Annotated in this window: 24 protein-coding genes and 1 other RNA gene; 20 read left to right on the plus strand and 5 right to left on the minus strand. The window is 66.6% G+C overall.

What is annotated here, in order from left to right; all coding sequences use genetic code 11:
- Positions 1-50: 50 nt before the first annotated feature.
- The gene (locus tag ACFQ24_RS12220; RefSeq protein WP_380911557.1) at positions 51-641 is read right to left on the minus strand and encodes an anthranilate synthase component II; all 591 of its coding nucleotides are present in this window, start codon (positions 639-641) and stop codon (positions 51-53) included.
- Positions 642-821: 180 nt separating this feature from the next.
- Complete coding sequence (locus ACFQ24_RS12225) at positions 822-1,397, minus strand: hypothetical protein (RefSeq protein WP_380911559.1); 576 nt, start codon at positions 1,395-1,397, stop codon at positions 822-824.
- Between the two features lie 91 nt (positions 1,398-1,488).
- Between ACFQ24_RS12225 and ACFQ24_RS12230 the strand changes: the two genes are divergently transcribed.
- The 3 genes from ACFQ24_RS12230 to ACFQ24_RS12240 all read left to right on the plus strand — a co-directional run bounded on the left by ACFQ24_RS12230 (position 1,489) and on the right by ACFQ24_RS12240 (position 3,040).
- The gene (locus ACFQ24_RS12230) at positions 1,489-2,001 is read left to right on the plus strand and encodes a hemerythrin domain-containing protein (RefSeq protein WP_380911561.1); all 513 of its coding nucleotides are present in this window, start codon (positions 1,489-1,491) and stop codon (positions 1,999-2,001) included.
- An 18-nt stretch (positions 2,002-2,019) separates the two neighbouring features.
- Positions 2,020-2,363: a transfer-messenger RNA gene (ssrA, locus tag ACFQ24_RS12235) on the plus strand.
- A 290-nt stretch (positions 2,364-2,653) separates the two neighbouring features.
- Positions 2,654-3,040 carry a tetratricopeptide repeat protein gene (locus ACFQ24_RS12240; protein ID WP_380911563.1) on the plus strand — a complete coding sequence of 129 codons (387 nt, stop codon included), beginning with the start codon at positions 2,654-2,656 and terminating at the stop codon, positions 3,038-3,040.
- A 123-nt stretch (positions 3,041-3,163) separates the two neighbouring features.
- On the opposite strand, the gene ACFQ24_RS12245 is transcribed toward ACFQ24_RS12240, so the two are convergent.
- The 3 genes from ACFQ24_RS12245 to ACFQ24_RS12255 form a co-directional block, all read right to left on the minus strand.
- Complete coding sequence (locus tag ACFQ24_RS12245; protein ID WP_380911565.1) at positions 3,164-5,893, minus strand: TonB-dependent receptor domain-containing protein; 2,730 nt, start codon at positions 5,891-5,893, stop codon at positions 3,164-3,166.
- A gap of 89 nt (positions 5,894-5,982) precedes the next feature.
- Positions 5,983-7,569: a hypothetical protein gene (locus tag ACFQ24_RS12250; protein ID WP_380911567.1), complete on the minus strand. Its 1,587-nt coding sequence runs from the start codon at positions 7,567-7,569 to the stop codon at positions 5,983-5,985.
- 202 nt (positions 7,570-7,771) lie between these two features.
- Complete coding sequence (locus tag ACFQ24_RS12255; RefSeq protein WP_380911569.1) at positions 7,772-8,422, minus strand: prolyl hydroxylase family protein; 651 nt, start codon at positions 8,420-8,422, stop codon at positions 7,772-7,774.
- Positions 8,423-8,577: 155 nt separating this feature from the next.
- On the opposite strand from ACFQ24_RS12255, the gene ACFQ24_RS12260 reads away from it, so the two are divergent.
- From ACFQ24_RS12260 to ACFQ24_RS12340, 17 genes are all read left to right on the plus strand, one after another.
- Complete coding sequence (locus tag ACFQ24_RS12260) at positions 8,578-9,423, plus strand: type II secretion system protein N (RefSeq protein WP_380911571.1); 846 nt, start codon at positions 8,578-8,580, stop codon at positions 9,421-9,423.
- Entirely contained in the window at positions 9,420-11,627 is a 2,208-nt protein-coding gene (gspD, locus tag ACFQ24_RS12265; RefSeq protein ID WP_380911573.1) for a type II secretion system secretin GspD, read from the plus strand. The genes ACFQ24_RS12260 and gspD overlap by 4 nt, the downstream gene beginning before the upstream one ends.
- The gene (gene gspE, locus ACFQ24_RS12270; protein WP_380911575.1) at positions 11,624-13,147 is read left to right on the plus strand and encodes a type II secretion system ATPase GspE; all 1,524 of its coding nucleotides are present in this window, start codon (positions 11,624-11,626) and stop codon (positions 13,145-13,147) included. The genes gspD and gspE overlap by 4 nt, the downstream gene beginning before the upstream one ends.
- Positions 13,140-14,357, plus strand: a complete 1,218-nt coding sequence (gene gspF, locus ACFQ24_RS12275; protein ID WP_380911577.1) for a type II secretion system inner membrane protein GspF — start codon at positions 13,140-13,142, stop codon at positions 14,355-14,357. Before gspE ends, gspF begins: the two co-directional genes overlap by 8 nt.
- 10 nt (positions 14,358-14,367) lie before the next feature.
- On the plus strand, positions 14,368-14,823 hold the full coding sequence (gene gspG / locus ACFQ24_RS12280; protein WP_380911579.1) for a type II secretion system major pseudopilin GspG: 456 nt from the start codon (positions 14,368-14,370) through the stop codon (positions 14,821-14,823).
- 19 nt (positions 14,824-14,842) lie between these two features.
- Positions 14,843-15,283, plus strand: a complete 441-nt coding sequence (locus tag ACFQ24_RS12285; RefSeq protein WP_380911581.1) for a GspH/FimT family pseudopilin — start codon at positions 14,843-14,845, stop codon at positions 15,281-15,283.
- Positions 15,276-15,650, plus strand: a complete 375-nt coding sequence (gene gspI, locus ACFQ24_RS12290; protein WP_380911583.1) for a type II secretion system minor pseudopilin GspI — start codon at positions 15,276-15,278, stop codon at positions 15,648-15,650. Before ACFQ24_RS12285 ends, gspI begins: the two co-directional genes overlap by 8 nt.
- Before the next feature lie 110 nt (positions 15,651-15,760).
- On the plus strand, positions 15,761-16,399 hold the full coding sequence (gene gspJ, locus ACFQ24_RS12295; protein WP_380911585.1) for a type II secretion system minor pseudopilin GspJ: 639 nt from the start codon (positions 15,761-15,763) through the stop codon (positions 16,397-16,399).
- A complete protein-coding gene (gene gspK, locus ACFQ24_RS12300) occupies positions 16,392-17,381 on the plus strand; it encodes a type II secretion system minor pseudopilin GspK (RefSeq protein WP_380911586.1) in 990 nt (329 codons plus the stop codon). Before gspJ ends, gspK begins: the two co-directional genes overlap by 8 nt.
- Positions 17,378-18,496 carry a type II secretion system protein GspL gene (gspL, locus tag ACFQ24_RS12305; protein ID WP_380911588.1) on the plus strand — a complete coding sequence of 373 codons (1,119 nt, stop codon included), beginning with the start codon at positions 17,378-17,380 and terminating at the stop codon, positions 18,494-18,496. Before gspK ends, gspL begins: the two co-directional genes overlap by 4 nt.
- Entirely contained in the window at positions 18,493-18,981 is a 489-nt protein-coding gene (gene gspM / locus ACFQ24_RS12310) for a type II secretion system protein GspM (RefSeq protein ID WP_380911590.1), read from the plus strand. Before gspL ends, gspM begins: the two co-directional genes overlap by 4 nt.
- Positions 18,978-19,700: a type II secretion system protein N gene (gene gspN / locus ACFQ24_RS12315; protein ID WP_380911592.1), complete on the plus strand. Its 723-nt coding sequence runs from the start codon at positions 18,978-18,980 to the stop codon at positions 19,698-19,700. Before gspM ends, gspN begins: the two co-directional genes overlap by 4 nt.
- Positions 19,697-20,440: a prepilin peptidase gene (locus ACFQ24_RS12320; protein ID WP_380911594.1), complete on the plus strand. Its 744-nt coding sequence runs from the start codon at positions 19,697-19,699 to the stop codon at positions 20,438-20,440. Before gspN ends, ACFQ24_RS12320 begins: the two co-directional genes overlap by 4 nt.
- Positions 20,441-20,757: 317 nt before the next feature.
- A complete protein-coding gene (locus ACFQ24_RS12325; RefSeq protein ID WP_380911596.1) occupies positions 20,758-21,642 on the plus strand; it encodes a 3'-5' exonuclease in 885 nt (294 codons plus the stop codon).
- 115 nt (positions 21,643-21,757) lie between these two features.
- Positions 21,758-22,303 (plus strand): hypothetical protein, encoded by a 546-nt coding sequence (locus ACFQ24_RS12330; RefSeq protein ID WP_380911598.1) that lies wholly within the window; start codon positions 21,758-21,760, stop codon positions 22,301-22,303.
- A 79-nt stretch (positions 22,304-22,382) separates the two neighbouring features.
- A complete protein-coding gene (locus tag ACFQ24_RS12335; protein WP_380911600.1) occupies positions 22,383-23,267 on the plus strand; it encodes a hypothetical protein in 885 nt (294 codons plus the stop codon).
- Positions 23,268-23,869: 602 nt separating this feature from the next.
- Positions 23,870-24,271 (plus strand): DUF3883 domain-containing protein, encoded by a 402-nt coding sequence (locus ACFQ24_RS12340; protein ID WP_380911602.1) that lies wholly within the window; start codon positions 23,870-23,872, stop codon positions 24,269-24,271.
- Positions 24,272-24,295: the final 24 nt, after the last annotated feature.

The following is a 24,295-nucleotide window of genomic DNA, read 5'->3' on the forward strand; positions in this document are numbered from 1 at the left end:
TCCGCAAAGAAGCATCCGCATTCTATGGCTGCGACCGAGGGTAGGACAGATCAGGCCGCTTCCCGCGTCCGCACCGGCAACCCCGCGATGGTCAGGAAGTTCGCCAGCATCTCGTGCCCATATTCGGTGGCGATGCTTTCCGGGTGGAACTGCACCGAATGGATGGGCAGGCTTGCGTGGCGGAAGGCCATTACAGAGCCGTCCTGGCTGGTCGCATTGACGACCAGCGCGTCGGGAATGTCCTCCACGATCAGCGAATGATAGCGGGTCGCGGTGAAGGGTGAGGGCAGGCCGGCGAAAAGGCCGGTGCCATCATGGCTGACCGGTGACGTCTTGCCGTGCATGAGGCCGCCACGCACCACCTTGCCGCCGAAATGCTGGCCGATCGCCTGATGGCCGAGGCACACGCCCAGCAACGGCGCGCCCGCGTCGGCGCAGGCGGCGACGAGGTCGAGACTGACGCCCGCTTCATTGGGGGTGCAGGGGCCGGGCGAGAGCAGGAAGGCCTTCGCCCCGGTGGAGAGCGCCTGACCCGCTGAGATGGCGTCGTTGCGGACGACTTCCACCTGCGCGCCCAGTTCCATGAGATAATGGACGAGGTTCCAGGTGAAGCTGTCATAATTGTCGATGACGAGGATCATGGGAAGACGCTGTAGCGCGCGATCGGGGCGGGGGGAAGGGTGGAAGGGGAGAGCTTTCAGGTCGGCCGTCACCCTGAACTTGTTTCAACATCCATCGTGCCCGATGCTCGTTCGGTCAATCTGGAGGGATGGACCCTGAAACAAGTTCGGGGTGACGACGGGCTCACTTATACTTCCCCGTCATCCCTCGCGCCATCTGTTGAGCGCTTTATCATAGTCGGCGCGCGCCTTGTCATGTTGCGCCTGTAGCCTGCGCGCTTCGCGGTCTGCCGACTTGCGGGTTGCGACGATCTCGCTGGTGAGCCGCGCGCGTTCGGCTTCCAGTCGCGCGATCTCCGCGTCCACATTGCGGCGATGATCTTCCAGGGCCTCCTCCGCCGCGGTCAGAGCGGCGCGGCTGGGACGGGGCGGAGCTTTGGTGCGCGAGGGGGCCTTCGCCTTTGCCTCAGGCGCAGCTTTCTTCGTCCGGCGCGGAGGGGTGGAGGCGGCGAGATGATCGGCGGCGGTGCCGCGCGGCCGCTTTATCACCTCGCCGGGGCGGGCGAGCGGCTCCGCCATCAGCGCTTCGTCCGTGACCTGCTCCGCCGCGCCGCGCGCGAACAGGTCCGCGTCCGCACCCCAGGCCTTCAGCGCTGCCTTGCGGCTAGTGGCCGCGACATAGGCGTCGTGGAAGCCGATGGGCGTACGGAAGACTTTGAGCTTGGGCATGGCAATGAAGGCAACGCTCCAGCCGTCCGCCCGCTCCGGCGATAACATAGGTTATCGCGCCTGCTGAGCCGCAGAGCGCGAGGGAACCGCTGTCCCTTTCCAGCGCTTGCCCATGCGCTTTGTAGTTGAGGAGGATGAGATGGCCGACAAGGATTATACCGACGCGATCGCCCTGCTGAAGGCGGACCACCGCGAGGTGGAAGCGCTGTTCGAGCAGTTCGAGAGCGCAAAGGGCGGCAAGCGCAAGGAGGATATCGCGCGCAAGATCTGCCTGGAACTCAAGATCCACACGATGATCGAGGAGGAAATCTTCTACCCCGCCTTTCGCGGCAGAATCGAGGACGACACGCTGGACGAAGCCTATGTCGAGCATGACGGCGCGAAGGTGCTGGTGAACGACATCGAGGCCGGGTCGGCGGACGAGGATTTCTACGACGCCAAGGTCAAGGTGCTGTCCGAAGAGATCAAGCATCACGTCCATGAGGAAGAAGCGCAGAAGGAGGGCATGTTTGCGCAGTGCCGCAAGACGGACGTCGATCTGGTGGCGTTGCGGGACCAGATGCTGGCGCGCAAGCAGGAGTTGATGGCGCAGGCGAAGGCCGGCGGGCTGCCGGCCGCCAAGCCCGCCGCCGTCCGGTTGATCCCGGCCTGACGGAAGGCGCGCACGCGGCGGCTTGAAAAAGCGGCCGCGCACCGCCATATGGGTGTTGCCGGGTTCGCCCGGCTATGGTGATAAATCGTGTCGTATAATAGGCGCAGCGGACCCGGGGGCAGTACCCGGCGGCTCCACCACAAAGGCCCTTTTTCGGGGCTTTCTGACGGGGCCGAACTAGGATCGACGTGTGTTGAAAGACGATGCTTTCACCCGGCCCGTGTAAGCCGTTAAACTGTGCAAAACTCACAAGTGCCAACGATAACGAAGCACTCGCCATTGCAGCGTAATTGAGGGCCTCACGGCCTGATATTACTCTAAAATAGCGCGGTTGAACCCACCGGGCAACAGAAGGGAATTCAGCGGCCCCCGGAGGCGCCGGGCAACAGAAGCCTCCGGACCTTTCCTCCCATGCTCCCTCCATGTCGTTGCCGTCCGGCGGGGCGGTACGCCTTTTGCCGATTCGAATCGGCTCGCTGCGCACCTGTCTTTTCGATTACGCTTTTGTGACAGTCTCGCGTAAAAATTATAAGCCATTGAAAAAGATATAAACTAAATCCTTTTTCATCCGCTTTGCGCCTCTTGCTCCAATGTCATCGGAATGAAATAATCCTCGCTATATTGGAGAGTTTTTTTCGGGAGGAACGAGGAGATGATCAAGGCCGCTGCAATGATCGGACTGATGCTGGCCGCGACCGCGCCGGGCATCGCGATGGCGTCCGACGGGCAGGATCTGGTGGTTGTGGGTGTGCCCGACGGCCGGCTCGCGGCCAAGGCCATCACCGCCGGCAATTTCGAGACTGCCCGTCGGAAGCTGGAGCCTATGCGCGTCTTCGGCGAAAATGATCCTGCGCGTCTCATCAACCTCGGCAATGCCTATGCCGGACTTGGCCGCATGGCGCAGGCGCGCGAAGCCTATCGCGCGGCTCGGTCCGCCCCGGAACTGACGCTGGTGCTGGCCGACGGGACCGAGGAATCGTCGCGCGATGTCGCCAAGCGCGCGCTCGGCCGGCTGAACCCGGCCTATGCCATGCGGTAAATGGCTTGCCCTGAGGGGAAGGGAGGAGGGCGCCGTCCGGGTCGGACGGCGCCCTTTTCCTTGTCCGGTGCCAGGCTGGGGAGGGGCGGGTGCCCCGGAAGCCCCTTGCCGGGCGATGGAGGATCAGAAGGCGACGGTCATCGATGCGGCGATGGTCGTGCCGATCTTGTAGCGGTTGTAGAAGACCTTGCTGTCGCCCGCCTGCTGATATTCCTGGAACTTGCGCCCGGTGATGTTGCGCGCTTCCAGCTTGAACTCGCTGTTCACGCCGCCTGGCAGCTTGACCGCCTGACGCGCCACGAAATCGAGCGTGAAGCCCGGCTTTTCCTTGATGTCCGGTTGCAGGTTGGGGCCACGACTGGTGACGCGAGGGCTGGCGTAGGTCAGCAGAAGCGTCTGCTGCGACAGCCGGTCGGTGTCCTCCAGGCCAAGCTGGAGATTGACCAGATGGTCCGACTGGCCGGTCAGGGGCACGCCGTTCAGGAAATAGTCCGACGCGGCCGGCAGCGGGCCGGTCGTGTAGCTATAGGGCGTCGTCGTGTCGCCATCCTTCACCTTCAGCTTCGACTGGGTGTAGGTATAGTTGCCGATCAGCGCGATGCGGCGGCTCTGGAAGAAGGTCGAGTTCCAGCCATCGAGCGGCACATATTTCTGCAGCTCGAACTCCGCGCCGTACAGCGTCGCTTCGGGCGCGTTCGCAAAGCTGGTGGTGACATTGTAGGTGTCGGTGATGGTGGTGTAGGTTTCGATCGGATTGTCGATCTTCTTGTAGAAGGCCGCCGCCGTGATCCGTTCCTCGCGGCCCATATACCATTCCGCGCGGATGTCGGCGTTCCACAGCTCGCTGTCCTGCAGGAAGGGGTTGCCGCGATAGAAGCGGTTGGATTCGGTGTCGAGGAAGGGCTGGGCGATCAGCTCGCGGAACTGCGGCCGGGCGATTGTCTTCGACCCGCTGGCGCGGAATTGAAGGCCCTTGGCGGCTTCGACCGTCAGCGTGACGGCAGGCAGCCAATATTCCTTGTTGATGCGGTTGGTCGGCGTGACGCCGGTGTTATAGACATCGACGCCGGTGACGGACTGGCGGCCCTTTTCATAGCGGACGCCCGCGTTCAGCGTAACGCCCTCGATGAATTCCGCCTGGAACTGCGCATAGCCGGCATGGACGCGCAGCGCTGCGTCATAAGCGGGATAATTGCCCGAAAATTCCAGAAGCGTCAGGTCGAAATATTGGATGGTCGAGTCGGAGATCAGATAGTCGGGGCGCAGCTGCTGCACGGGGATCGGCAGGTTGACCGCATCATAGTGGAATTCATAGCGCGACGAGGTGCGCTTCGTATCGGTGAAGGCGTAGCCCGCCGTCAGCGTGACGTCCGGCGAGAATTTGTAGCTGAGGTCCGCGCCCGCCGACCACAGGTCTTCATTGAGGTCGCTGAAGGTAACGGACGCGTCGCCGCGCTGGCGGTTCAGCGCATTGACGAAGCGGTCGCCCACCGGATCGGTATCCAGCGGCCGATTGGTGCGGACATATTCGAAGTCGCGCTCATAGGGAGCCTCGCGTTGCGAATTTGCATAGCCGCCGCGCAGGTCGAGGCTGAGGTCGCCCAGCTTGAATTCGCCGACCAGCTGCGTGTCGATCAGCTGGCGCTCATACCAGGCGGTGCTCTGCGTCATATAGTCCGCGCCCTGGATCTGGCCGTCATTCTGGCCGACCGCGAGCGCGCCGCGCTTCAGCGTGTCGCGGATGTAGAGGTTGGTCCAACGGATCTTCTGGTCGCCCAGTTCAAGGCCCAGGCCGAGCAGGCCGTTCACCGTCACCTGATTGTCGGTGCTGACCTGCGTGTAGTTCTTGCCCGCGCCGGCCGCGACGTCGAGCGATGCTTGCTGGAGCGTCGAGCGGGTGCGCCACTTGTTGCTGTAGGAGGCCGTTGCGATCACGCCCAGACGCCCGTCGCTGCCGATGTCCATCGCCGTGCCCGCGTTGACCGAGCCGGAGAAGTTGAAGGGCAGGCTGTTGGTGCGCTGGAGGACGGAGGTGTTGCTGTTCTGGAGCTGCATCGCCGCGGCCTTGAGGTCGGCGCGGGGAATGTTGGAGAAGGGCGTGCCGCTGTTGATGAGGTTCTTGAGCCCCGAGGGCAGGTCACGCGTGCCATCGTCGAAGCCTGTCCAGTCGGACTTCGCTCCATAATAGGTATAGCCCATCTGGCCCGATGTTTCGGTGTTGGCCGAGCTGCCGACGCCGATTTCGAGATAGGATTCGGTCGGAATGGCCTTGGTCGTCAGGTTGATGACGCCGCCGCCGAATTCGCCAGGAAAGTTGGCCGAATAGCTTTTCTGCACCAAGGTCGAGGCGATGACGCTGGTGGGGAAGATGTCGAGCGGGACGACGCGCTTCAACGGTTCGGGGCTGGGGAGAGGCGAGCCGTTCAGCAGCGCGAGCGAATAGCGGTCGCCAAGGCCACGGACATAGACATAGCCGCCCGAGGCGACCGACAGGCCGGTGACGCGCTGGAGCGATCCGGCGATGTCGCCTTCGCCCGTCCGCTTGATGTCGGCGGCGGAGAGGACGTTGACGACCTGCGGTGCGGCCTGCGACACGTTGGTGGTGCGGCGGCCGGTGACGACGATGTCGGCGCCGGGAATGGACACATCGACATTGCCGGTCTGCGCGGCGGCTTCGTCAGCGGCGCTGGGCGTCGTCGACATGCCGGCATCGCCCGCGCTGCCCGCAGTGCCCGTGCTGGTGGTGGATCCGCCACCCACGCCGGCGGCGGAGTCGGTCTGCGCCATCACGGCCGGGGCCGAAAGGGCGGTGGAAATCAGGAGCAGGCGCGCCAGGCTCAGCGGCTTCGACATGCGAAATATCCCCCTTGGGAAAATCAGTGCAAAGAAGGCGGGGAAGCGGCTCGCACGCTCCCCCGCCCCTGTTGAGGTCGTGGGTCCGATCAGGTCGTCGGAATGGCCGTGCAGTTCTTGCTGGTGGCGCCGAAGCTTGCGGTCGCCGAGTTGCAGGTCCAGCCGGCATACCAGGTGTCGCTGCTGTCCTTCACCGCGCCGACATAGTTGGTCGAGGTGAAGTTGCTGTCGATCGTCTTGGGATCGGTCGCCACCAGCGCGGTTTCGGTCGCGCCGTTGACGAACAGGTTGCTCAGCGACGGCGTGTAGGTGATCGTGCTGTTCGGGCCGGCTTCGAAGATCGTCTTCACAACATCGGCGGTCACGCCGTTATTGCCCTTATAGGGGGTGCCGTTGCACTGCATCGCCACCGAGATGTAGCGCGGCTTGCCCGCATCCTGCAGGGCGGTGTCGGCATCGCGCACCGTGGCGGCGGCGTCGATGCGCAGGCAGCTCTGGTTGGGGCTGACGATCAGGCCGTTGATGAGGTTGAGGTCAGCGCCGCCGCGCAGGAGCATCGCCGCACCATTGGCGCCGGTGGTCGACCGGCCGATATAGGTGAAGTTCGCAACCTTGATGAACTGGCGCGGCAGGGCGTCGACGCCGTTGTTGGCGTTGGTGCCGGCATTCGAGTCGGTTTCGAGGAAGCTGTCGCCGATGTCGTTGTTGGCGCGCTGGACCGAGATCAGATACTGGACCGTGCCGCGATAGCCGACGTCGGTGTCGAGATTGTCGTCTTCATTGCCGGTCAGGACCAGATAGCGCGGGTTGAGCGAACCGCCGAAGATTTCGATGCCGTCGTCGGAGCTGTTATGGACCTGGATATGGTCGAGCTGCGTGCCGCTGCCGACGCCCGAGGGGGTCAGGCCCTGAAGCTCGCTGGAACCCGACAGGACGAAGCCGGAATAGCGGATCTGGACATAGGACATGCGGCCCGAATTGTCGGCATCGTCCGCGCCGCCATAGAGCGCGCCGCTCGCGCCTTCGGTGTCGCGTTCGCACGCGGTGGTGCCGGGCGCGGCCGCCGGAGCGGCGCAGTCGGTGATGCGCGCGCGGCCGAGCAGAACGACGCCGCCCCACTGGCCCGACGACTGGTCGGTGTTGGTGCCGAGCACATTTTCACGGCTGGTGAAGATGATCGGCTGCGTGGCGGTGCCCACGGCGTTGATGCGGTTGCCGCGGTTGACGGCCAGGAAGCTGTTGCCGGTGCCGGCGAAGATCACCACGCCCGGATCGATCGTCAGCGTGACATTGTTGCCGGTGCTGCCGGGGCCCTGATCGGTGCCGACATCGACGCGGCCCGGCATCGAGTAGATGACGCCGGCCTGCTTGGCGATGACGGTCGAGCTGGTGAAGCGCGCCGGGAAGGCGCAGTTGCGCCAGGTGTTGGTGCCGTCGGTGATGGTGCCTGCGTCGGACAACTGGGCCGATCCGGCGATGCTGGGGCAGCTTGCGGCCGGGGTCACAGCGGTTGGCGTGGGGGTGGGCGTCGGAGTGGGCGTGGGTGTCGGGGTCGGTGCGGGGATGACGATCGTGCCTTCACCGGGCGAGGCGATGTCGTCCGCGCCGCAGGCGCTGAGGCCCGCGCAGGCGCAGCTCGCCATCAGGATCGTGCGAATAGGGTTAATCTTGGCCATGTCGTCTCCGCTCCGGCCCATGGCCGGGATTGTTGAACCGCGGAGCGCAGGGGAAATGATTCGGACAACGCCCCCTGTCGCCCTCGGGAGCGGCAACTAGGCCCGGCACATGACAGCAACATTTTGATTGCGTGACGGTTCGGCGTCTTTGAAATGACAGTATCGTGACAGTCGTTTCAGGCGCGGCGTGGCATCTGGTGGATCAGCCCCAGGGGCGTTCCCGATACCATTTGGTGATGACATGTTTCACGCCGCTGCGCACCTTCATGCCGTGGTGGATGCTGGCGGGATTGGGCAGGCCGGATGGAAGCCGGTTGTTCCAGGCGAGCAGCTTCCCGGTTTCCGGCTGCACCGTCTTGCCGATCTTGGTGAAGCGGGTGGCTCCGCCGGCGGGGGGTTCATTGAGATAGACCATCAGCGTCCAGGTGCGGTTGCCCGCGACCGAGCAGAATTGCGCGAAGTCGGCGCCCCTCGGGTCGAAATAGTCGGTATGCGCCTTGAATTCCTGACCCACGTCATAGCGCTGGCCCTGTATCGGCTCGCCATGATGGCTCGCGATGCCCGCAAAAGCATCGAGCCGCGCGTCGATGGCGGCGACGAACGGGTCGGCGGGATCGAGGTCGCAGGTTTCGCTCGTCCGGAAATAATGGTCCCCGTTGGCGTCGGCAATGGTCGAGGGCCGCCGTTGCGCGTCGATGCGGCGGACCAGTTCCGCGCATTCCTCCCGGCTCAGGAAGGCCCGGCGGATGAACAGGGTGATGTCGCGGCTCGGCACGCGCTGCACGCGAGGATGCGCGCCGATCCAGGCGGGGTCGCCATCGGCAGCGGCGGGCGCGGTCTGCTGTTCGATCATGTTTGTTCCATGAGTGGAAGGCGCATTTGCTATCCCGGGTGGCGCGAAAAGCAAGGGTCAGGATAACCGTCACAAATCCGTCATGCGACTGTCATCGGCCGGTAAGACGAGGTGCCTAGCAGGCTGACCAGTTCCTAACGGGGTATGGCAGGATCATGCGGGTGTCGTTCGGCGACCGAGTGCGCGGATTGCGTGGCAGGCGCGGCACTGCGTCGCCCGCGTTCGACTGGCTCGCGCTGCTGGAGCGGGCGCTGCTTATCCTGCTGGCGCTGATGATCGTGCGGCTGGCCTGGGCGATCGTCACGCCGGTCGGCAGCTTCGGCCCCTGGGAAGGGCGGCGCGCGCAACTGATGTCGGCTTCGGCCCGGCAGGCGCTCTTCGCCAGCTTCGATCCCTTCTTCCGCGACGGGGCGCAGCAGCCTTCGGGCGGTGTCGTCACATCGCTGGCGCTGACCGTTTATGGCATCCGCCTCAATGAAGGGTCGGGACTTGGGTCGGCGATCATCGCCGGGCCGGATGGCGTGCAGAACAGCTTTGCCGTGGGCGACGAGATATTGCCGGGCGTCGTGCTGAAGGCGGTGGCCTTCGACCATGTGACGATCGACAGGGGCGGGGCGGAGGAGCAGGTCTTCCTGGATCAGTCCACGCCTGCGCCTGAGGCGACGCCCGCCGCGCCTGCCGCCAGCGGATGGCAAAGCGCCGCGCCGCCGCCTCCAGCAGCAGTCGGCGCGGGGCCGACTGCCGAGAGCCTTAAGCGCGACGTCGGCTTTGCGCCGCGGATCGAGAATGGCCGCCTGACCGGCCTGGTCGTCCAGTCGCGCGGCCCTGCCTTTGCCGGCGTCGGCTTCAAGCCCGGCGACATCATCGCTGAGGTCAACGGCCGGCCGGTCGGCGACCTGCAATCCTTCCAGAACCAGATCGCGCCCGGCGCGCGCCTGTCCCTGACCGTGGAGCGTGGCGCGACCACCGCCTCGGTCAACCTCATAGTGCAAGGCCAATGACCCGCAAATTGCTCCTGACCGCCGCCATGGCTCTCGCGATCGCGGCGCCGCTGCCTGCTTTCGCGCAGCAGACGCTCAACGTCCGCGACGCCGACATCCGCGCCTTCATTCAGGATGCGGCGCGTGTCACCGGGCGCACCTTCATCATCGACAACAAGGTGCAGGGGAAGGTGTCGGTCGTGACCGACCGGCCGCTGTCGCGATCCGAATATTTCGAGATTTTCCTGTCGACGCTGCGCGCCAACGGGCTGGTCGCCGTGCCTGCGCCGGGCGGGGCCTATCGCATCCAGCCGGTGGACGGCGCGGCTGGGCAACCGAGCGGCGTCGGGCAGGCGTCCAACCGCAACAGCTTCGTTACCGAAGTCTTCCGCCTTCGCGCCATCGACGCGGCTAGCGCATTGGAGACGCTGCGGCCGCTGGTGAGCCGGGAAGGCTCCGTCACTGCCAATCGGGCGGGGAATAGCGTCGTCGTGGCCGACTATGCCGACAACGTCGCGCGCATCCGCCAGGTGATCGCGCGCATCGACCGCGACAATGCGGCCACGCAGATGGTGGCGCTGAAGAATGCCGGCGCGCGGGAGATCGCGACGTCGCTCCAGGCGCTGGTGGCGAGCGGCGGGACGGGCGAGAATGCCGCGCCGGCTTCGGCGACGGTCGTGCCGATCGACAGTAGCAATTCGGTTGCGATCCGGGGCGACGCGGGCACCGTCGCGCGGCTGGCGGCGATGGCGCGGCAGCTGGATCAGCAGGCTGCGAGCGGCACGGAAATCCGCGTCTACTGGCTCGAACATGCCGACGCCGAGAAGCTGTTGCCGGTGTTGCAGCAACTGGTGGGGCAATCGGCGGCGCAACCTGTGACGTCCGAAGCGCCAGCGCCCGCAAAGGGCGGCGCCGCGCCGGCCGCGCAAGTCGCCGTGCCGGTCGCCGCTTCGGCACCGAGTTCGGGCGGCAGCGGCATATCGACGCGCGGTCCCGCCATCGTCACCCGCTACGAGGGCGCGAATGCGATCATCGTCGCGGCAAACAGCGACGTGCAGCGGATGCTGGGCGAGACCATCCGTCAGATCGACACGCGGCGCGAGCAGGTGCTGGTCGAAGCCATCATCGTCGAGATCAGCGACGCCGCCGCCAAGAAGCTGGGCGTGCAGTTCCTGATCGGCAGCACTTCGACCGGCTTTGCCGCAACCAACTATTCCAATGCACAGCCCAACCTGCTGACGATCGCGGGTGCCTATGCCGCCAATCAGCTCGGCACGACGACGACCACCGTGGTCGCGCCGGATGGCACGCGCACGACGACCGAGGTGCGCGAGAATGGCGACCTTGCCAACACCCTGCAGCAGGCGGCGGTGAACAGCCTGCAAAGCGCGACCGGCATCATCGGGGGCCTGGGCACGCAGATCGGCAAGAACGGCATTTTCGGCGCGATCATCAATGCGGTGAAGTCCGACACGGAAAGCAACCTGCTCTCCACCCCATCGGTCATGACGATGGATAATCAGAAGGCGTCGATCCTGGTGGGCCAGCAGGTGCCGATCACGACGGGCGAAGCGCTGAGCCAGAATTTCGACAACCAGTTCCGCACCGTCCAGCGACAGGATGTCGGCATCAAGCTAGAGGTGAAGCCGCAGATCAACACCGGCGGCGCGATCAAGCTGTTCCTGAAGCAGGAAGTGTCGAGCGTCGCAGGGCCGGTGAGCAACAGCAACAGCGACCTCATCATCAACAAGCGCGAGATCGAGACGACGGTGACGGTCGATGACGGCGAGATATTGGCGCTGGGCGGGCTGCTGGACGATAATGAGCGGCGCACGATCGAGCGCATTCCGTTGCTGTCCGACATTCCCGGCATTGGCGAGCTGTTCAAGTCGCGGTCGAAGAGCCGGAGCAAGACCAACCTGATGGTCTTCATCCGGCCCACGATCCTGCGGTCGAAGGAGGATGCGCAGAAACTGACGCAGCAGCGCTACGGCTATGTGCGCGGCATGCAATTGCAGCGCAATCCTGATGCCGAGCCGACCATCGACGAGTTGGTGCGCGATTATATGGGCGCGGCCCCGCCGATCGCGCCGCAGCCAGGCGATGTGACGGTGCAGCCTCCGGCGGGAGCCGCCGCTCCGGCGCAGGTGATCGAACCCGCGGTGCGGCAGTCGAGCGGGGTCGTCCGTCCGGTCGAAATTCCGGCGAGCGAGGTGAAGCGGTGAGCGACGAACCGCACCCAGTTCTGCCGCGCCCCGTCGACATCCCCTATGTCTTTGCGCGCAAGCATGGGGTGGTGATGTTGCCGCTTGAGGGCGAGCGGCTGACGATCGCGGTGCGCGAGGGGAGCGATCCCCGCGTGCTTCTGGAGGTGCGGCGGCATCTGGCGCGCAGCTTCGACGTGCGCTTCGTGGATCCCGCGCAGTTCGACCGGCACCTGTCCGACCATTATGCGATGGAAGGCAGCGCGGCGGCCATGGCGGGGTCGCTGGAGGTCGGCGCGGACGAGCTGGACATATTGGCCGCCGACATTCCGACCGCCGACGACCTGCTCGACAGCGCAGACGACGCGCCGGCCATCCGCCTGATCAACGGCATCATCGCGGAGGCGGCGCGGCAGGGCGTGTCCGACATTCACATCGAGCCTTATGAAACCGGCCTGATCGTCAGGATGCGCGTGGATGGCGTGCTGCGCGAAACGCTGCGGATGCCGCCGCATGTCGCGCCGGTCGTGGTCAGCCGCATCAAGGTGATGGCGCGGCTCGACATCGCCGAACGGCGCGTGCCGCAGGACGGGCGCATCGGCCTGACGCTGGGCGGAAAGCTGCTGGACGTGCGCGTTTCCACGCTGCCCAGCCGGGCGGGCGAGCGCGTGGTGCTGCGCATTCTCGACAAGGAGAATGCGGGCATGAACCTGGACCTGCTGGGCATGACCGGCGCGCCCGACCGCATCTTCCGCGAGGGGTTGAGCGAACCCAATGGCATCATCCTCGTCACCGGTCCTACGGGCTCGGGCAAGACGACGACGCTTTATGCCGGGCTGCGCCAGCTCAACGATGGCAGCCGGAATATCCTGACAGTCGAAGACCCGGTAGAATATGCGATCGAGGGTGTCGGCCAGACGCAGGTCAATGCCAAGGTGGGCCTGACCTTCGCGGCTGGGCTGCGCGCGATCCTGCGACAGGATCCCGATGTGGTGATGGTCGGCGAGATCCGCGATCGCGAGACGGCGGAGATTGCGGTGCAGGCGTCGCTGACCGGCCATCTGGTGCTTTCGACGGTCCATACCAATGACGCCGTGGGTGCGATCACGCGGATGCGGGACATGCGGGTGGAGCCCTTCCTCCTCGCCTCAACGCTCCGCGCCGTGATCGCGCAGCGGCTGGTGAGGCGGCTGTGCCAGCATTGCCGCGAGCCGGTGCAGGCGGACAAGTCGGCGAGCGCGCTGCTGGGCTTCGATCCCGGCACGATCATCTATCGCGCTCATGGCTGCGACCAGTGCAACGGCACCGGCTATAAGGGCCGGATTGGCGTGTTCGAGGCGATCCGGGTGGACGACACGATCCGTCGCCTGATCAACGACGGCGGGGACGAATCGCTGATCGCGCGCCACGCCTTCCTCAACGCGCCCAATCTGGGGTCGGCCGCTCGCGCGCTGGTGCGCGACGGGCAGACCACGGCGGAGGAAGCCATCCGCGTGTCGCGCCGCGACGCGACAGAGGTGGAAACCATCGGCGATGGCTGAGTATGATTATGTGGCGATCGATCCGGCGGGTCGGGAGCGGGGCGGATCGGTCAAGGCCGGCACGATCGAGGATGCGCGCGCCAAGCTGGACGCGCGCAAGCTATTCATCGTGCGGCTGGAGCAGGGGGCGAACGAGAGCGCGCGCAGGCGGGCCGGCCTGTCACTGCGCGCGCCGCGCCTCAGCCCAAAGGAACTGACGCTCTTCACCCGGCAGCTGTCCACGCTGATCCAGGTGAGCCCGCTGGAGGAATCGCTGCGCACGATCGGCCGGCAGAGCGAGAAGGATCATGTGCGCGCCATCGTGGGAAAGGTGCATGGTGGGGTGCTGGAAGGCCGGCGGCTGGCGGATGCGCTGGGTGCAGAGCCGAAGAGCTTCCCGCCGCTCTATCGCGCGATGATTTCCGCCGGCGAAAGCTCCGGCAGCCTGCCCACGATCATGGAGCGGCTGTCCGACCTGATGGAACGGCAGGCGGTGATCCGGTCCAAGGTGTTGACCGCCATCGCCTATCCCAGCGTGCTCGCCGCCTTTGCCGTCTGCGTCGTCGCCGCACTCATGATCTTCGTGGTGCCCAAAGTGGTGGAGCAGTTCGACACGGTGGGACAGCAACTGCCGCTGCTGACGCGTCTGGTGATGGGCCTGTCCGCCTTCCTCGCCGGCTATTGGTGGATGCTGCTGATCCTGATCGCGCTGTCGGGACTGCTGTTCTGGCGCGCGCTGAAGAATGACGGATTCCGCTACCGGTTCGACGCGACGCTGCTGGCGCTGCCGTTGCTGGGCCGGTTGATCCGCGACCTCCACGCGGCGCAGATGGCGCGGACGCTTTCGACCATGGTGGCGAGCCGGCTGCCGTTGATGGAGGGACTGTCGCTCACCGCCAACACGGTCCACAACCGGGTGCTGCGCAAGGCGTCGGACGATATCGTGGAAGCGATCCGGGGCGGCGGCAGCCTGTCGGCGGCGCTGCGGCGCGCGGGCGTATTCCCGCCGCTGCTCGTCTATCTGGCGGCGAGCGGGGAGAGCGCGGGACGGCTCGATACGATGCTGGAGCGCGCGGCCGACTATCTGGAGCGCGAGTTCGACAGCTTCACCTCCGCCGCGCTCGCCATGCTGGAGCCGGTCATCATCATCCTGATGGGCGGCATCGTCGCCGTCATCATCCTGTCCATCCTGCTGCCGATCCTGCAGCTGCAAAGCCTCACCGGGGCTTGAAGGAGTGAATATGTCGAATTGGAAGATCATTCGAGCCGTCGCCGTCGAGGGTGAAGAGGGGTTTACGCTGGTCGAACTGATGGTCGTGATCGTCATCATCGGACTGCTGGCGACGATCGTGGCGATCAACGTCATCCCGGCGACGGACACCGCGCGCGTAGAGAAGGCGAAGGCGGATATTTCGACCATCGAGCAGGCGCTGGAGCAATATCGGCTCGACAACCTGGCCTATCCCGCCGCGTCGGACGGGTTGCAGGCGCTGATCAGCCCGCCGCCTTCACTGGCGCAGCCGCAGCGCTATCGCCGGGGCGGCTACATCAAGAAGCTGCCGCAAGACCCCTGGGGGCGCGCCTATCTCTATACCGCACCGGGACGGAAGGGCGCGTTCGACATCAGTTCGCTGGGCGCGGACGGGCAGCCGGGCGGGGAGAATGAGAATGCGGACATCGTCTCCAGCGAGCTTTGACGCAGGGGCGCGCTCGCGTATGTGCGAGCGTGGCTTCACGCTGCTCGAACTCATGGTCGTGCTGACGATCATCGGTTTCATTTCGGCTGCCGTCGTCCTCGCCATCCCTGACCCGCGTGGCCGGGTGGTGGAGGACGCCGACCGCTTTGCCGCGCGCGTTGCCGCCGCGCGCGACGAAGCGGTCGTCACGGCGCGGCCCATGGGCGTGTGGGTGTCCGCATCCGGCTATGGCTTCCAGCGCCGGGATGGCACGGGCTGGACATCCATCGACCAGAAGCCGTTCCTTAACGCCAACTGGAAAGCCGGCACCCGCGCGCTGGTGGGCAAGGATGGCGGGCAGCAGATCGCCTTCGACGGCACCGGCCTGCCGACCGATCCATTGACCGTGACACTGGCGCGCGAGGGCGAGCGGGTGGCCGTGACCGTCGACATGGCGGGGAAGGTCATGGTCGGTGGCTAGGGTGGTCCGTCCCGCAGAGCGCGGCTTTACCCTGCTGGAGATGCTAGTGGCGCTGGCGGTGTTCAGCCTGGCCGCGCTGGCGCTGGTGCGGTTGCAGGGCGTGACGCTGCACACCGCCGCTGACCTCGACAGCAAGGCGCTGAGGCAGATCGTCGCGCGCAACCTGATGGTCGAGGTGCAGACCGATCCCGTCCCGCCGGCGATCGGCGAGGAAGAGGGCGATGTCGATAATGGCGGCAGGCGCTGGCACTGGCGCAGGCTGGTCAAGGCGATGGACGACAAGCGGCTGTTGCAGGTCGACTTGACCGTCGATGGGCAGCCCGGCGCTTCGCCCGCCGTGCTGAGCTTTGTGCGGGTGGTCGAATGAGGCGGAACCGGGCAGCGCAGGGTGGCGAAGCTGGCTTCACGCGTTCGACGCGTTCCGCCCAACAGGGCTTCACGCCTTTGACGCGTTCCGCCCAACAGGGCTTCACGCCTTTGACGCGTTCCGCCCAACAGGGCTTCACGTTGATCGAGCTGCTGGTTGCGTTGATGATCTTCGCGCTGCTCGCCAGCGCGGGCGTGCTGTTGCTGGGCAACAGCGTGTCTGCACAGGCGCAGGTGAAGGCGCGGCTGGACGACATGGCGGCGGTGCAGCGGGCGAGCGGCGCGCTGGCCGCCGATCTGGGGCAGGCCGTGCCGCGCATCACCCGCACGGAAGCGGGGACGCTCGCGCCGGCCTTCTGGGCGCATGTCGAGGGCGAGGGGCAGCCGGTGATGCAGTTCGTGCGCGGGGGGTGGGACAATCTGGGCAACCTGCCGCGTCCGTCGTTGCAAAAGGTCGAATATTGGGTGCGGCAGGGGCGGCTGGAACGGCGCGGCTATGCGCAGCTCGACGGTGCGGCCGGAGACGATCCGGCGACCTTGCTGGAGAATGTCGAGGCGGTGGTGCTGCGGTTCAGGGATGCGCAGGGCAAGTGGCGCGACGACTGGACGCCGAGCCAGCCCGACCTGATGCCCCGCGCCGTGGAAATACGCGTGACCCGTACGGGCGAGCCGCCGGTCATGCTCCGGTTCCTTGTCGCCCCCGGTCCGGCGGAAAAACCGGTCATAGCGGAAGGGCCGGCCGGTGCCTGATCCCCGTCGCCGCCATGAAGAGGGTGCCGCCCTGCTGACCGTGCTGCTGCTGGTGGCGGTGATGGCGGTCGTCGCCTCGACCGCGCTGGAGCGGGTGGCGCTGGCGACGCGCATGACCGGCAATGGCGGCGCGGTCGATCAGGCGCGCGCCTTTGCCGATGCCGGCGCGGAGGTGGCGCGGCTGCGCATCGGCGATCTGGTGGCGTCCAATCCGACCAAGATGACGCTGCAGGGCGGATGGATGGGCACGCCGCAGACGGTGCCGGTGCCCGGTGGCTTGGCGAGCGTGCAGGTGACGGACGGCGGGAACTGCTTCAACCTCAACAGCGTGGTGACGGGCGAGAGCGAGGCGGCGCTGAAAGTGCGGCCGGTGGGGGTCGCGCAGTTCCAGGCGCTGCTGGAGGCGCTGGGGGTGGATGCGCGGCAGGCGCAGCGGGCTGCGAGCGGCCTCGCGGATTGGATCGACAGCGACAGCGTGCCGCAGCCCGGCGGCGCGGAGGACGAGACCTATGCGCAGGCGGAGCGACCCTATCGCGCGGCCAATCGCCTGATGGCCGACGCCAGCGAGTTGCGCGCGGTGGCAGGGATCACGCCCGCCATCTACGATCTCGCGCGGCCGTGGGTATGCGCGCTGCCGGTCGCGGACCTGTCACCGATCAACATCAATACGCTGCTGCCGGACCAGGCACCGCTGTTCGCGATGCTGCTGCCGGGCAAATTGAGCGTCGGGCAGGCGCGGCAATATCTGGCGCAACGGCCCGCGGAAGGCTACGGCAGCGTGCCGCAATTCTGGGCGATGACGGCGCGTGGGGGCATCGTGCCCGAGGCCGGGGTGGACCAGCAGGTCAAATTGACGACCGGATTTTTTGGAGTGACTGTGTCGGTGGATGTCGGGGGGACGCAGGCGGTGGAACGCGCGACGATCGACGCGCGCGAAAGCCCCGCCAGGATCGTGCGGCGAAGCTGGGGCGCGGGCGCATGAGCAGCAAGGATGCCCTGATCCTCTTCCTGCCCGAGCGGGACGAGGATGCGCCGCGCTGGATGCGCGTGGTGGACGGCGTGGCGGTGAAGGCAGGTCAGGGCACGGACTGGCTGGCGGCCTGCGGACTTCCCGCCCTGCCCGAACAGGCGCGCGTCATGCTGGTGCCGCCTGCCGCGCTCGTGACGCTGCACTGGGTATCTCACCCCGATCTGCCGGCGCGGCAGGGGCGCGCAGCGGCGCGGCTGGCGGCGATCGCGCAATCCATCCTGCCGGCCGATCATATCTTCGCCGCCGTCGATACCAACGATGATCCGGCGCGGCCGCACATTGTTGCGGTGGCGGGTCGGGCCGACATGCAGCATTGGCTGCTGCGGGCGCAGCATCATGGGCTGGACCCCGACATCATCGTGCCCACGCCGCTGCTGCTGCCGGAGCCGGACGGCGGGTTCGTTCGCGGGATCGTGGGCGACGAGACGATTTTGCGGGGCACCGATCTCGCGTTGACGCAGGATCTGGCGATCCCGGCTTTGGTCGGCGAAGCGGCGATCACGGACATCGCGCCCGAAAGCATAGAGAAGCGCGCGATTGCCGCGCTGGACCTGCCGCCGCTGGACATGCGGCAAGGCGATTTTGCAAAGCGGGTGCGACGCGCGCCCGATGTGGCGCTGCTGCGGCGGATCGCCCTTTGGAGCGGGATCATTCTGGCGCTGGCGTTCGCGACGGCTCTCGTTGGCATCGCCAAGAACCATTGGGAGGCGAGCCGGCTGGACGATGAGAGCCTGACGCTGGCGCGGCAGATCCTGCCGGAGGCGAGCGACACCGTGCAGGCGCAGGGCGAGCTGGACGCTCGGCTCGCCGCCCAGGGTACTGGCGCGCGCGCCTTCACCGCGCCGGTGGCCGGGCTGTTCGCGGCGATGCAGGATGCGCCGGGCGTGGCGCTGACCGCCCTGTCGCGCGACCCCGACGGCATGATCCGCGCGACGCTGGCGGCGGCGAAGGCGGACGATATCAACAGTGTGCTGCTCGCCCTTCAGGCGGCCGGCTTCACCGTGACGGCGACGCCGTCGCAGGATCCGGGCGGGCGCACGCTGGCTGACATTACGGTGCGGTCATGATGGAAAAATTGGCAAGCCTGTGGGCGGAACGATCGCGGCGGGAGCAATGGATGCTGGGCGTCATGTTCGCCTTGCTGGCGGTGGTGCTGCTGTGGTTTGGCGTCGCCATGCCGCTCGACCGGGGGCAGCGCGGCGCGCGTGACGCGCTGTTGGCGGCGACGGACCGGAACGCTGCCATTCGCGCCGCGGTCAAACAGTTGAAGGCGCTGCCGCGCACGCCCGTCGTCAGCGGACCCGCGACGGCCATCGACCAGTTTGTGGGGCAAAGCGCGGGCGAGGCAGGGCTGACGCTGGAACGCGCCCAGGCGCAGGGGCAGGACAGGATGGAGATCGCCATCGCCACCGTCCGGCCATCCGCTCTGTTCGGCTGGGTCGCGCGGCTTGAGGCGCAGGGCGTGCGCGTGGAGACGCTGAGCGTCAGGCCGTCGCCCACTGCCGGCAGCCTGTCGGTGCAGGCGGTGCTGGTGCGGGGAGAGGGGCGATGATGGGGCTTCGCCTGTCGCGGCGGATGCGGGCCGTGCTGATCGCGACGCTGCTGGTCGGCCTGCTGCTGTTCCTGCCGATGCGCGTGGCGCTGGGCCTGGCAGGGCTGGAGCGGCTGGGCGTCTCCGCGCAGGAGGTGCGGGGCACGGTGTGGAGCGGGCGCATCGGCCAGTTGATGCTGGGCGAGATGCCGATCGGCACGGTGCGCGCGGGTTTGTCGCCTTTGCCGCTACTGGTCGGCCGCGCGCGCTTTGACATCGCCCGGAACAAGGGGCTGCCCGACGATATTCGCGGTGCGCTGACCGCCGGGTTCGGGCGGATCGGCATTGACGATGTGAGCGGCGCCGTCCCGCTCGGCCGCACCTTCGCGCCGCTGCCTGTCGCCAGCCTGATGTTCGAGGATGTGAGCGGCTATTTCAGCGGCGACCGGTGCGGCCATGCGGAGGGGCGGGTGCGCGCTCGCATGGCTGGCCAGTTTCCGGGGCTGAACCTAAGCCAGGGATTGTCGGGCATAGTCGCCTGCGACGGGGACGCGCTGCTGTTGCCGCTGGTCAGCCAATCGGGCCTCGAGAAGATCAACCTGCGTATCTGGCGCACCGGGCGCTATGTTGCCGAAATGCGGATCGAAACCGCCGACCCGGCGCTTGCGGCGGCATTGGGGCAGGCGGGTTTCGCCAGCGTGGGCAATGCGCAGTTGTTGAAGATCGAAGGAAATCTGTGATCGATCCGCTGGCGGCATCGGCCGGCGTCGTGGCGGGGGCGATCGCCGGCAGTTTCCTCGCTACGCTGATCCTGCGCTGGCCCGCTGGGCGCAGCGTCGCCAGGGGGCGATCATGCTGCGATGAGTGCGGCAGGACGCTCGCCGCCCGCGACCTCATCCCGATGCTGAGCGCGGTGGCGAGCGGCGGGCGGTGCCGCACCTGCGGCGCGGCGATCCATCCGCTGCACGGCCGGGTTGAGGCGGGCTGCGCCATCATCGGCGGGCTGGCGCTGGGCTTTGCGCCCGGTGTTGCAGGCATGGGATGGACCTTGCTGGGCTGGATATTGCTGACGCTCGCGCTGCTGGACTGGCGGCATTACTGGCTGCCGGACGCATTGACGCTGCCGCTGGCCTTTCTGGGCCTGACCCTTGGCCTGTGGACGACAAGCGTCGCCTTGTCGGATCGGATCATCGGCGCGGCGGCAGGATATGGCCTGCTACTCTCTATTTCCGTGGCCTACCGCATGGTACGGGGGCGGGAAGGGCTGGGCCTTGGCGACGCGAAGTTGCTGGGGGCGCTCGGGGCTTGGCTCGGCTGGCAGGCGCTGCCCTTCATCCTGCTCATCGCGTCGGGGACGGGTCTGGCCGTCATGCTGCTGACGGGACGCGCCAGAAGCGCCACCACCCGCGTTCCACTCGGCACCTTCCTGGCGGTCGCGGCGCTGCCGGCATGGGCGACCCTGTCGGCGCTGATGCGGTAAAATGGTCGGGGAGACAGGATCCCCAACCAATTAACGGCCCGCCTCCCGTAAACGGCGGAAAACCGCGCCTTTCGCCACGCGAACCGTGGCGATGAAGCATTACTGACACACCGGAAAACACAATTCTAGACACAATTGTGCACACGGTGTCGATCGGGCGGGTATTGGGCTGGCACGCGACGGCCTGCTGATCCTCGTCGGATGTTCTTCGCTTGGCGTCGGCTTGGAAAAGCTGCCTGCGGGCATCTCCTGTGATCGAGACAGTAGAGGGGAAAAGCTCCGCTGCGGCTCGGTCGATCCTGACAGGAGCATCTACCATGACCCGCATCACCGACGCCACCTCTGCCGGGGCGTCGCTGCCGACCTGCGCCGGGGACCCGGACATCCGGATCCTGCGCCGCGTATCGGCGCTGACCGATTTCCCGCTGGCCGATGGCGCTACCGGCACCATTCGGCGCATTGCCATCGTGGACACTGAAACCACCGGCACCGATGTCATCGATGACGAGATCATCGACATCGCGGTGGTCGTGATCGAGGTGGACGAAGCCGGCGAGATCGTCGGCATCGCCAGCGCCGGGCAGGCGCTGCGCGATCCGGGAATGCCGATCCCGCCGCACATCAGCCGGTTGACCGGCATCACCGACGCGGACGTGCGCGGCAAGACGATCGATCTGGATCGGCTCGAACGGCTGCTTGCCGGCGTCGAGGTCCGCATCGCGCATTCAGCGGCCTTCGACATTGGCTTCATCGAGAACCTGATGCCCGGTCTGGCCGGCGAGGCATGGGCCTGTTCGATGCGTGACTTCGACTGGGCGGTAGCCGGGTTTGACGGTGCGAAGCTCGGCTACCTCCTGACCCAGATCGGCCGTTTCAACACCGCGCACCGGGCGATGGCAGATGTCGTGACCCTCCTGCATCTGTTGGCGCACCGGCTGCCGCACGGCGGGACGGTCATCGGCGACCTGCTCACCAGCGCCGAACGTCCGACCGTCCGCTTCGAGGCGGTCGGCGCCCCGTTCGACCGCCGCGCCCAACTCAAAAGCCGCGGCTATCGTTGGGACGCGCGCAACCGCGTCTGGTGGATCGAGCTCGCCAGAGAGGACTGTGCCGAGGAGGAGCGCTGGTTCCGCCAGGACATCGCACCGCACGGACCGCTGCCGCGGATGACGCCGATCACTTGGCACCAGCGCCACCGGTGAACCTTCGCGGGCGCGCCGCAGCGTGCCCGCCCCTTCCAGAACGAAATGAAGTGAGCACCCCAAGGGAGGGGAAAATGCTCCGGCCAGGATGGCCGTCACATGAGGAAATGACAGCATGCAACAGAACACCATCGGCCTCGGGCACCAGAACTTCATGCTCGCGCTTCGCCGCGAGATGGGCTGGCCGACCTTCAAACCGGCCAACGACTGCATCGCCTTCTGCTCGGGCCGCCGGATGGACCTCGCGGTCGGATCCGAGGTGGCGCGCATCGCTCAGATGATGCGCAAGGACGCCGTCTACACCGGCTGGGACAGCATGAAGGCAACCACGCCGCTCGGCTTCACGATCGTCTTCCGCGAGTTGCTGACGGTCGATGTCGTCGATCGCGTCGTGCCGTTCGCCGCCAACGACGATGCACCCATCGTGTTCGTCAGCACGCGGAGCGACGAGATGTTCGCAGTGGATCGCCGCGGCACGCTCGTCCGCCTCCCTGGCAAGCCAAGGAACATCGGCACCGGTCGTAGGCTCGCGATGAAGCGCATCAAGGCAACCGCCGCGACCCTCGGTGACGAGCTGCTCGCCGACAACCAGTTCGTGCCCCCCGGAGGTGCATGGATGGAGCCGGAGGCGCCGGTCGAGACGATCGTCCGCTTCGGCTGACGCGGGGTGTCCGACCTCCGAGGCCGGCCGCCGCAATCATAGACATCGTGATGGGGATGATCCCCTGTGGAGAAAATGCATGAAGATCGAGAACCCGTTCGAACCCCGCCGCCCGCGCAGCTACGTCATCGTCGACCTAGAGAGCGCCGTGCTCGATGAAGCCGGCCATCAGCGGTACCGCGCGATGGAGCGCTGGATGCCTAGCAACGACGACGGCGACAGCCGCCGCGGCTACACCCGCGCCGAATGCCCGCTGAAAACGCCGCGCTGGGTTTTTCAGACGGTGGTGACCGCCTCGGCGATGGTGCTGACCGAGCACGAGGACGGCAACGTCGACGTGTCGCGCTTCGTCACGCTTAGCGCACCGGACCACGACGAGCGCGCGGTGATCGCCGGTGTCCTGAAGGTGCTGGCCGATGCCCCGTCCAACGCCGAGTTCGTGTCGTGGGCCGGCTCGTTCCACGACCTGCCGCTGATCGCCTGCGCGGCGATGAAGCACGGCCTGTCGCTGCCCGCGAACTGGGGGTGGATCGCGTTCGGCGGTGACGGCCGTGTCCGCCACGTCGACTTCGCCCGCGTCCTGACCGGCGGCTTCAAGATGAAGCCGATCCATCAGGCCGAATACGCCGCGGCGCTCGATATCCCGGCGAAGATGACGGCGGCGCCGTTCATAGTTGCCAAGCTCATCAACGCCGGGCAGTTCGAGCTCGTGCAGGAAGTGTGCGAGGGCGACGTCATCACGCTGGCGCTGCTGCTCGCCCGCTGGCGCAAGCTGCTTGACGGCCGTGCCGACATCGACGTCGTCGAGGATCGCATCCTGCGCAGCATCGAGCAGCTGCGCGAAGGGCGCGGCTACATCCCGGCGCTGCAGGCGCGGCGGAGGGCGAGCTTCGCGAAGCGGGTCGGCAAGGCGAGCAACGATGCCGAGGTGCTCGCGCCTTGGCTGTCGGCGGAAGCGGCCTGACACGGGCTGAAGGAGGCGGGTTTCGGCCCGCCTCCCACGGCTACAGCTCCAGCATCGTGAGGATCCTCGCACGTGTTTACGGCAGGGTGGCCGGTAGAGCGCAACTCTCCTAGGATCGCGTGACAGCCTCGTCGGCATCGCATAGCCTCTTACAATGGCAGCCAGCGAGTGGACCGATCAGCAGAACGACGCGATCGTCGCCGACTATTTCACGATGCTGGCCGATGACGAAGCAGGGCGCCCCTACAGCAAGGCCGAACATAACCGGCAGTTGCAGGAGGTGATCGGTCGCCCACGCGGATCGATCGAATACAAGCATCAGAACATCAGCGCGGTGCTCAAGGGGCTCGGCGAAGACTGGATCCCAGGCTACAAGCCCGCCTTCAACTTTCAGGCATCACTGGTCGATGCCGTCGCCCGTTGGCTGGCGGCGCATCCGGCGTGGGTGTCGCCGGACACCCGTCTGTCACCCACAGTCACGGCTGCACCATCGCGCGTGCAGGAAGCATCGACGCTGTGGATCGGGCCGCCGCCAACGGTCAGCAACGCGCCACCACCGGACGAGCTCGAGCAGATGCAGCATATCGCCCGGCGCTTCGACGTTGCTGCGCGATGCCCGGAACCGCGCGCTCGGCCGCGCCGGCGAGCGCCGAATCGTTGTCCACGAACGTTCGTCGCTGGCCGCTGCGGGGCGCGGCGACCTCGCGGATCGGGTCCGCTGGGTATCGGATCAGAACGGTGGCGGGGCCGGCTACGATATCGCGAGCTTCGAGGCCGACGGCCGCCCGCGCCTCATCGAAGTGAAAACCACCAACGGCTGGGAGCGCACGCCTTTCCACATCAGCCGCAACGAACTCGCCGTTGCCGAAGAGCGACGCCGCGACTGGTGCCTCGTCCGCCTGTGGAACTTCGCCCGCCAGCCCCGCGCGTTCGAGCTGCGACCACCGCTGGAAGTGCACGTGTCGCTGATGCCGACGAGCTTTCAGGCTAGCTTCAACGCATAACGACAAGAAAGACGGCTCTGCACG

The organism is Sphingobium olei (assembly GCF_042678845.1).
Classification (GTDB): Bacteria; Pseudomonadota; Alphaproteobacteria; order Sphingomonadales; family Sphingomonadaceae; genus Sphingobium; species Sphingobium olei.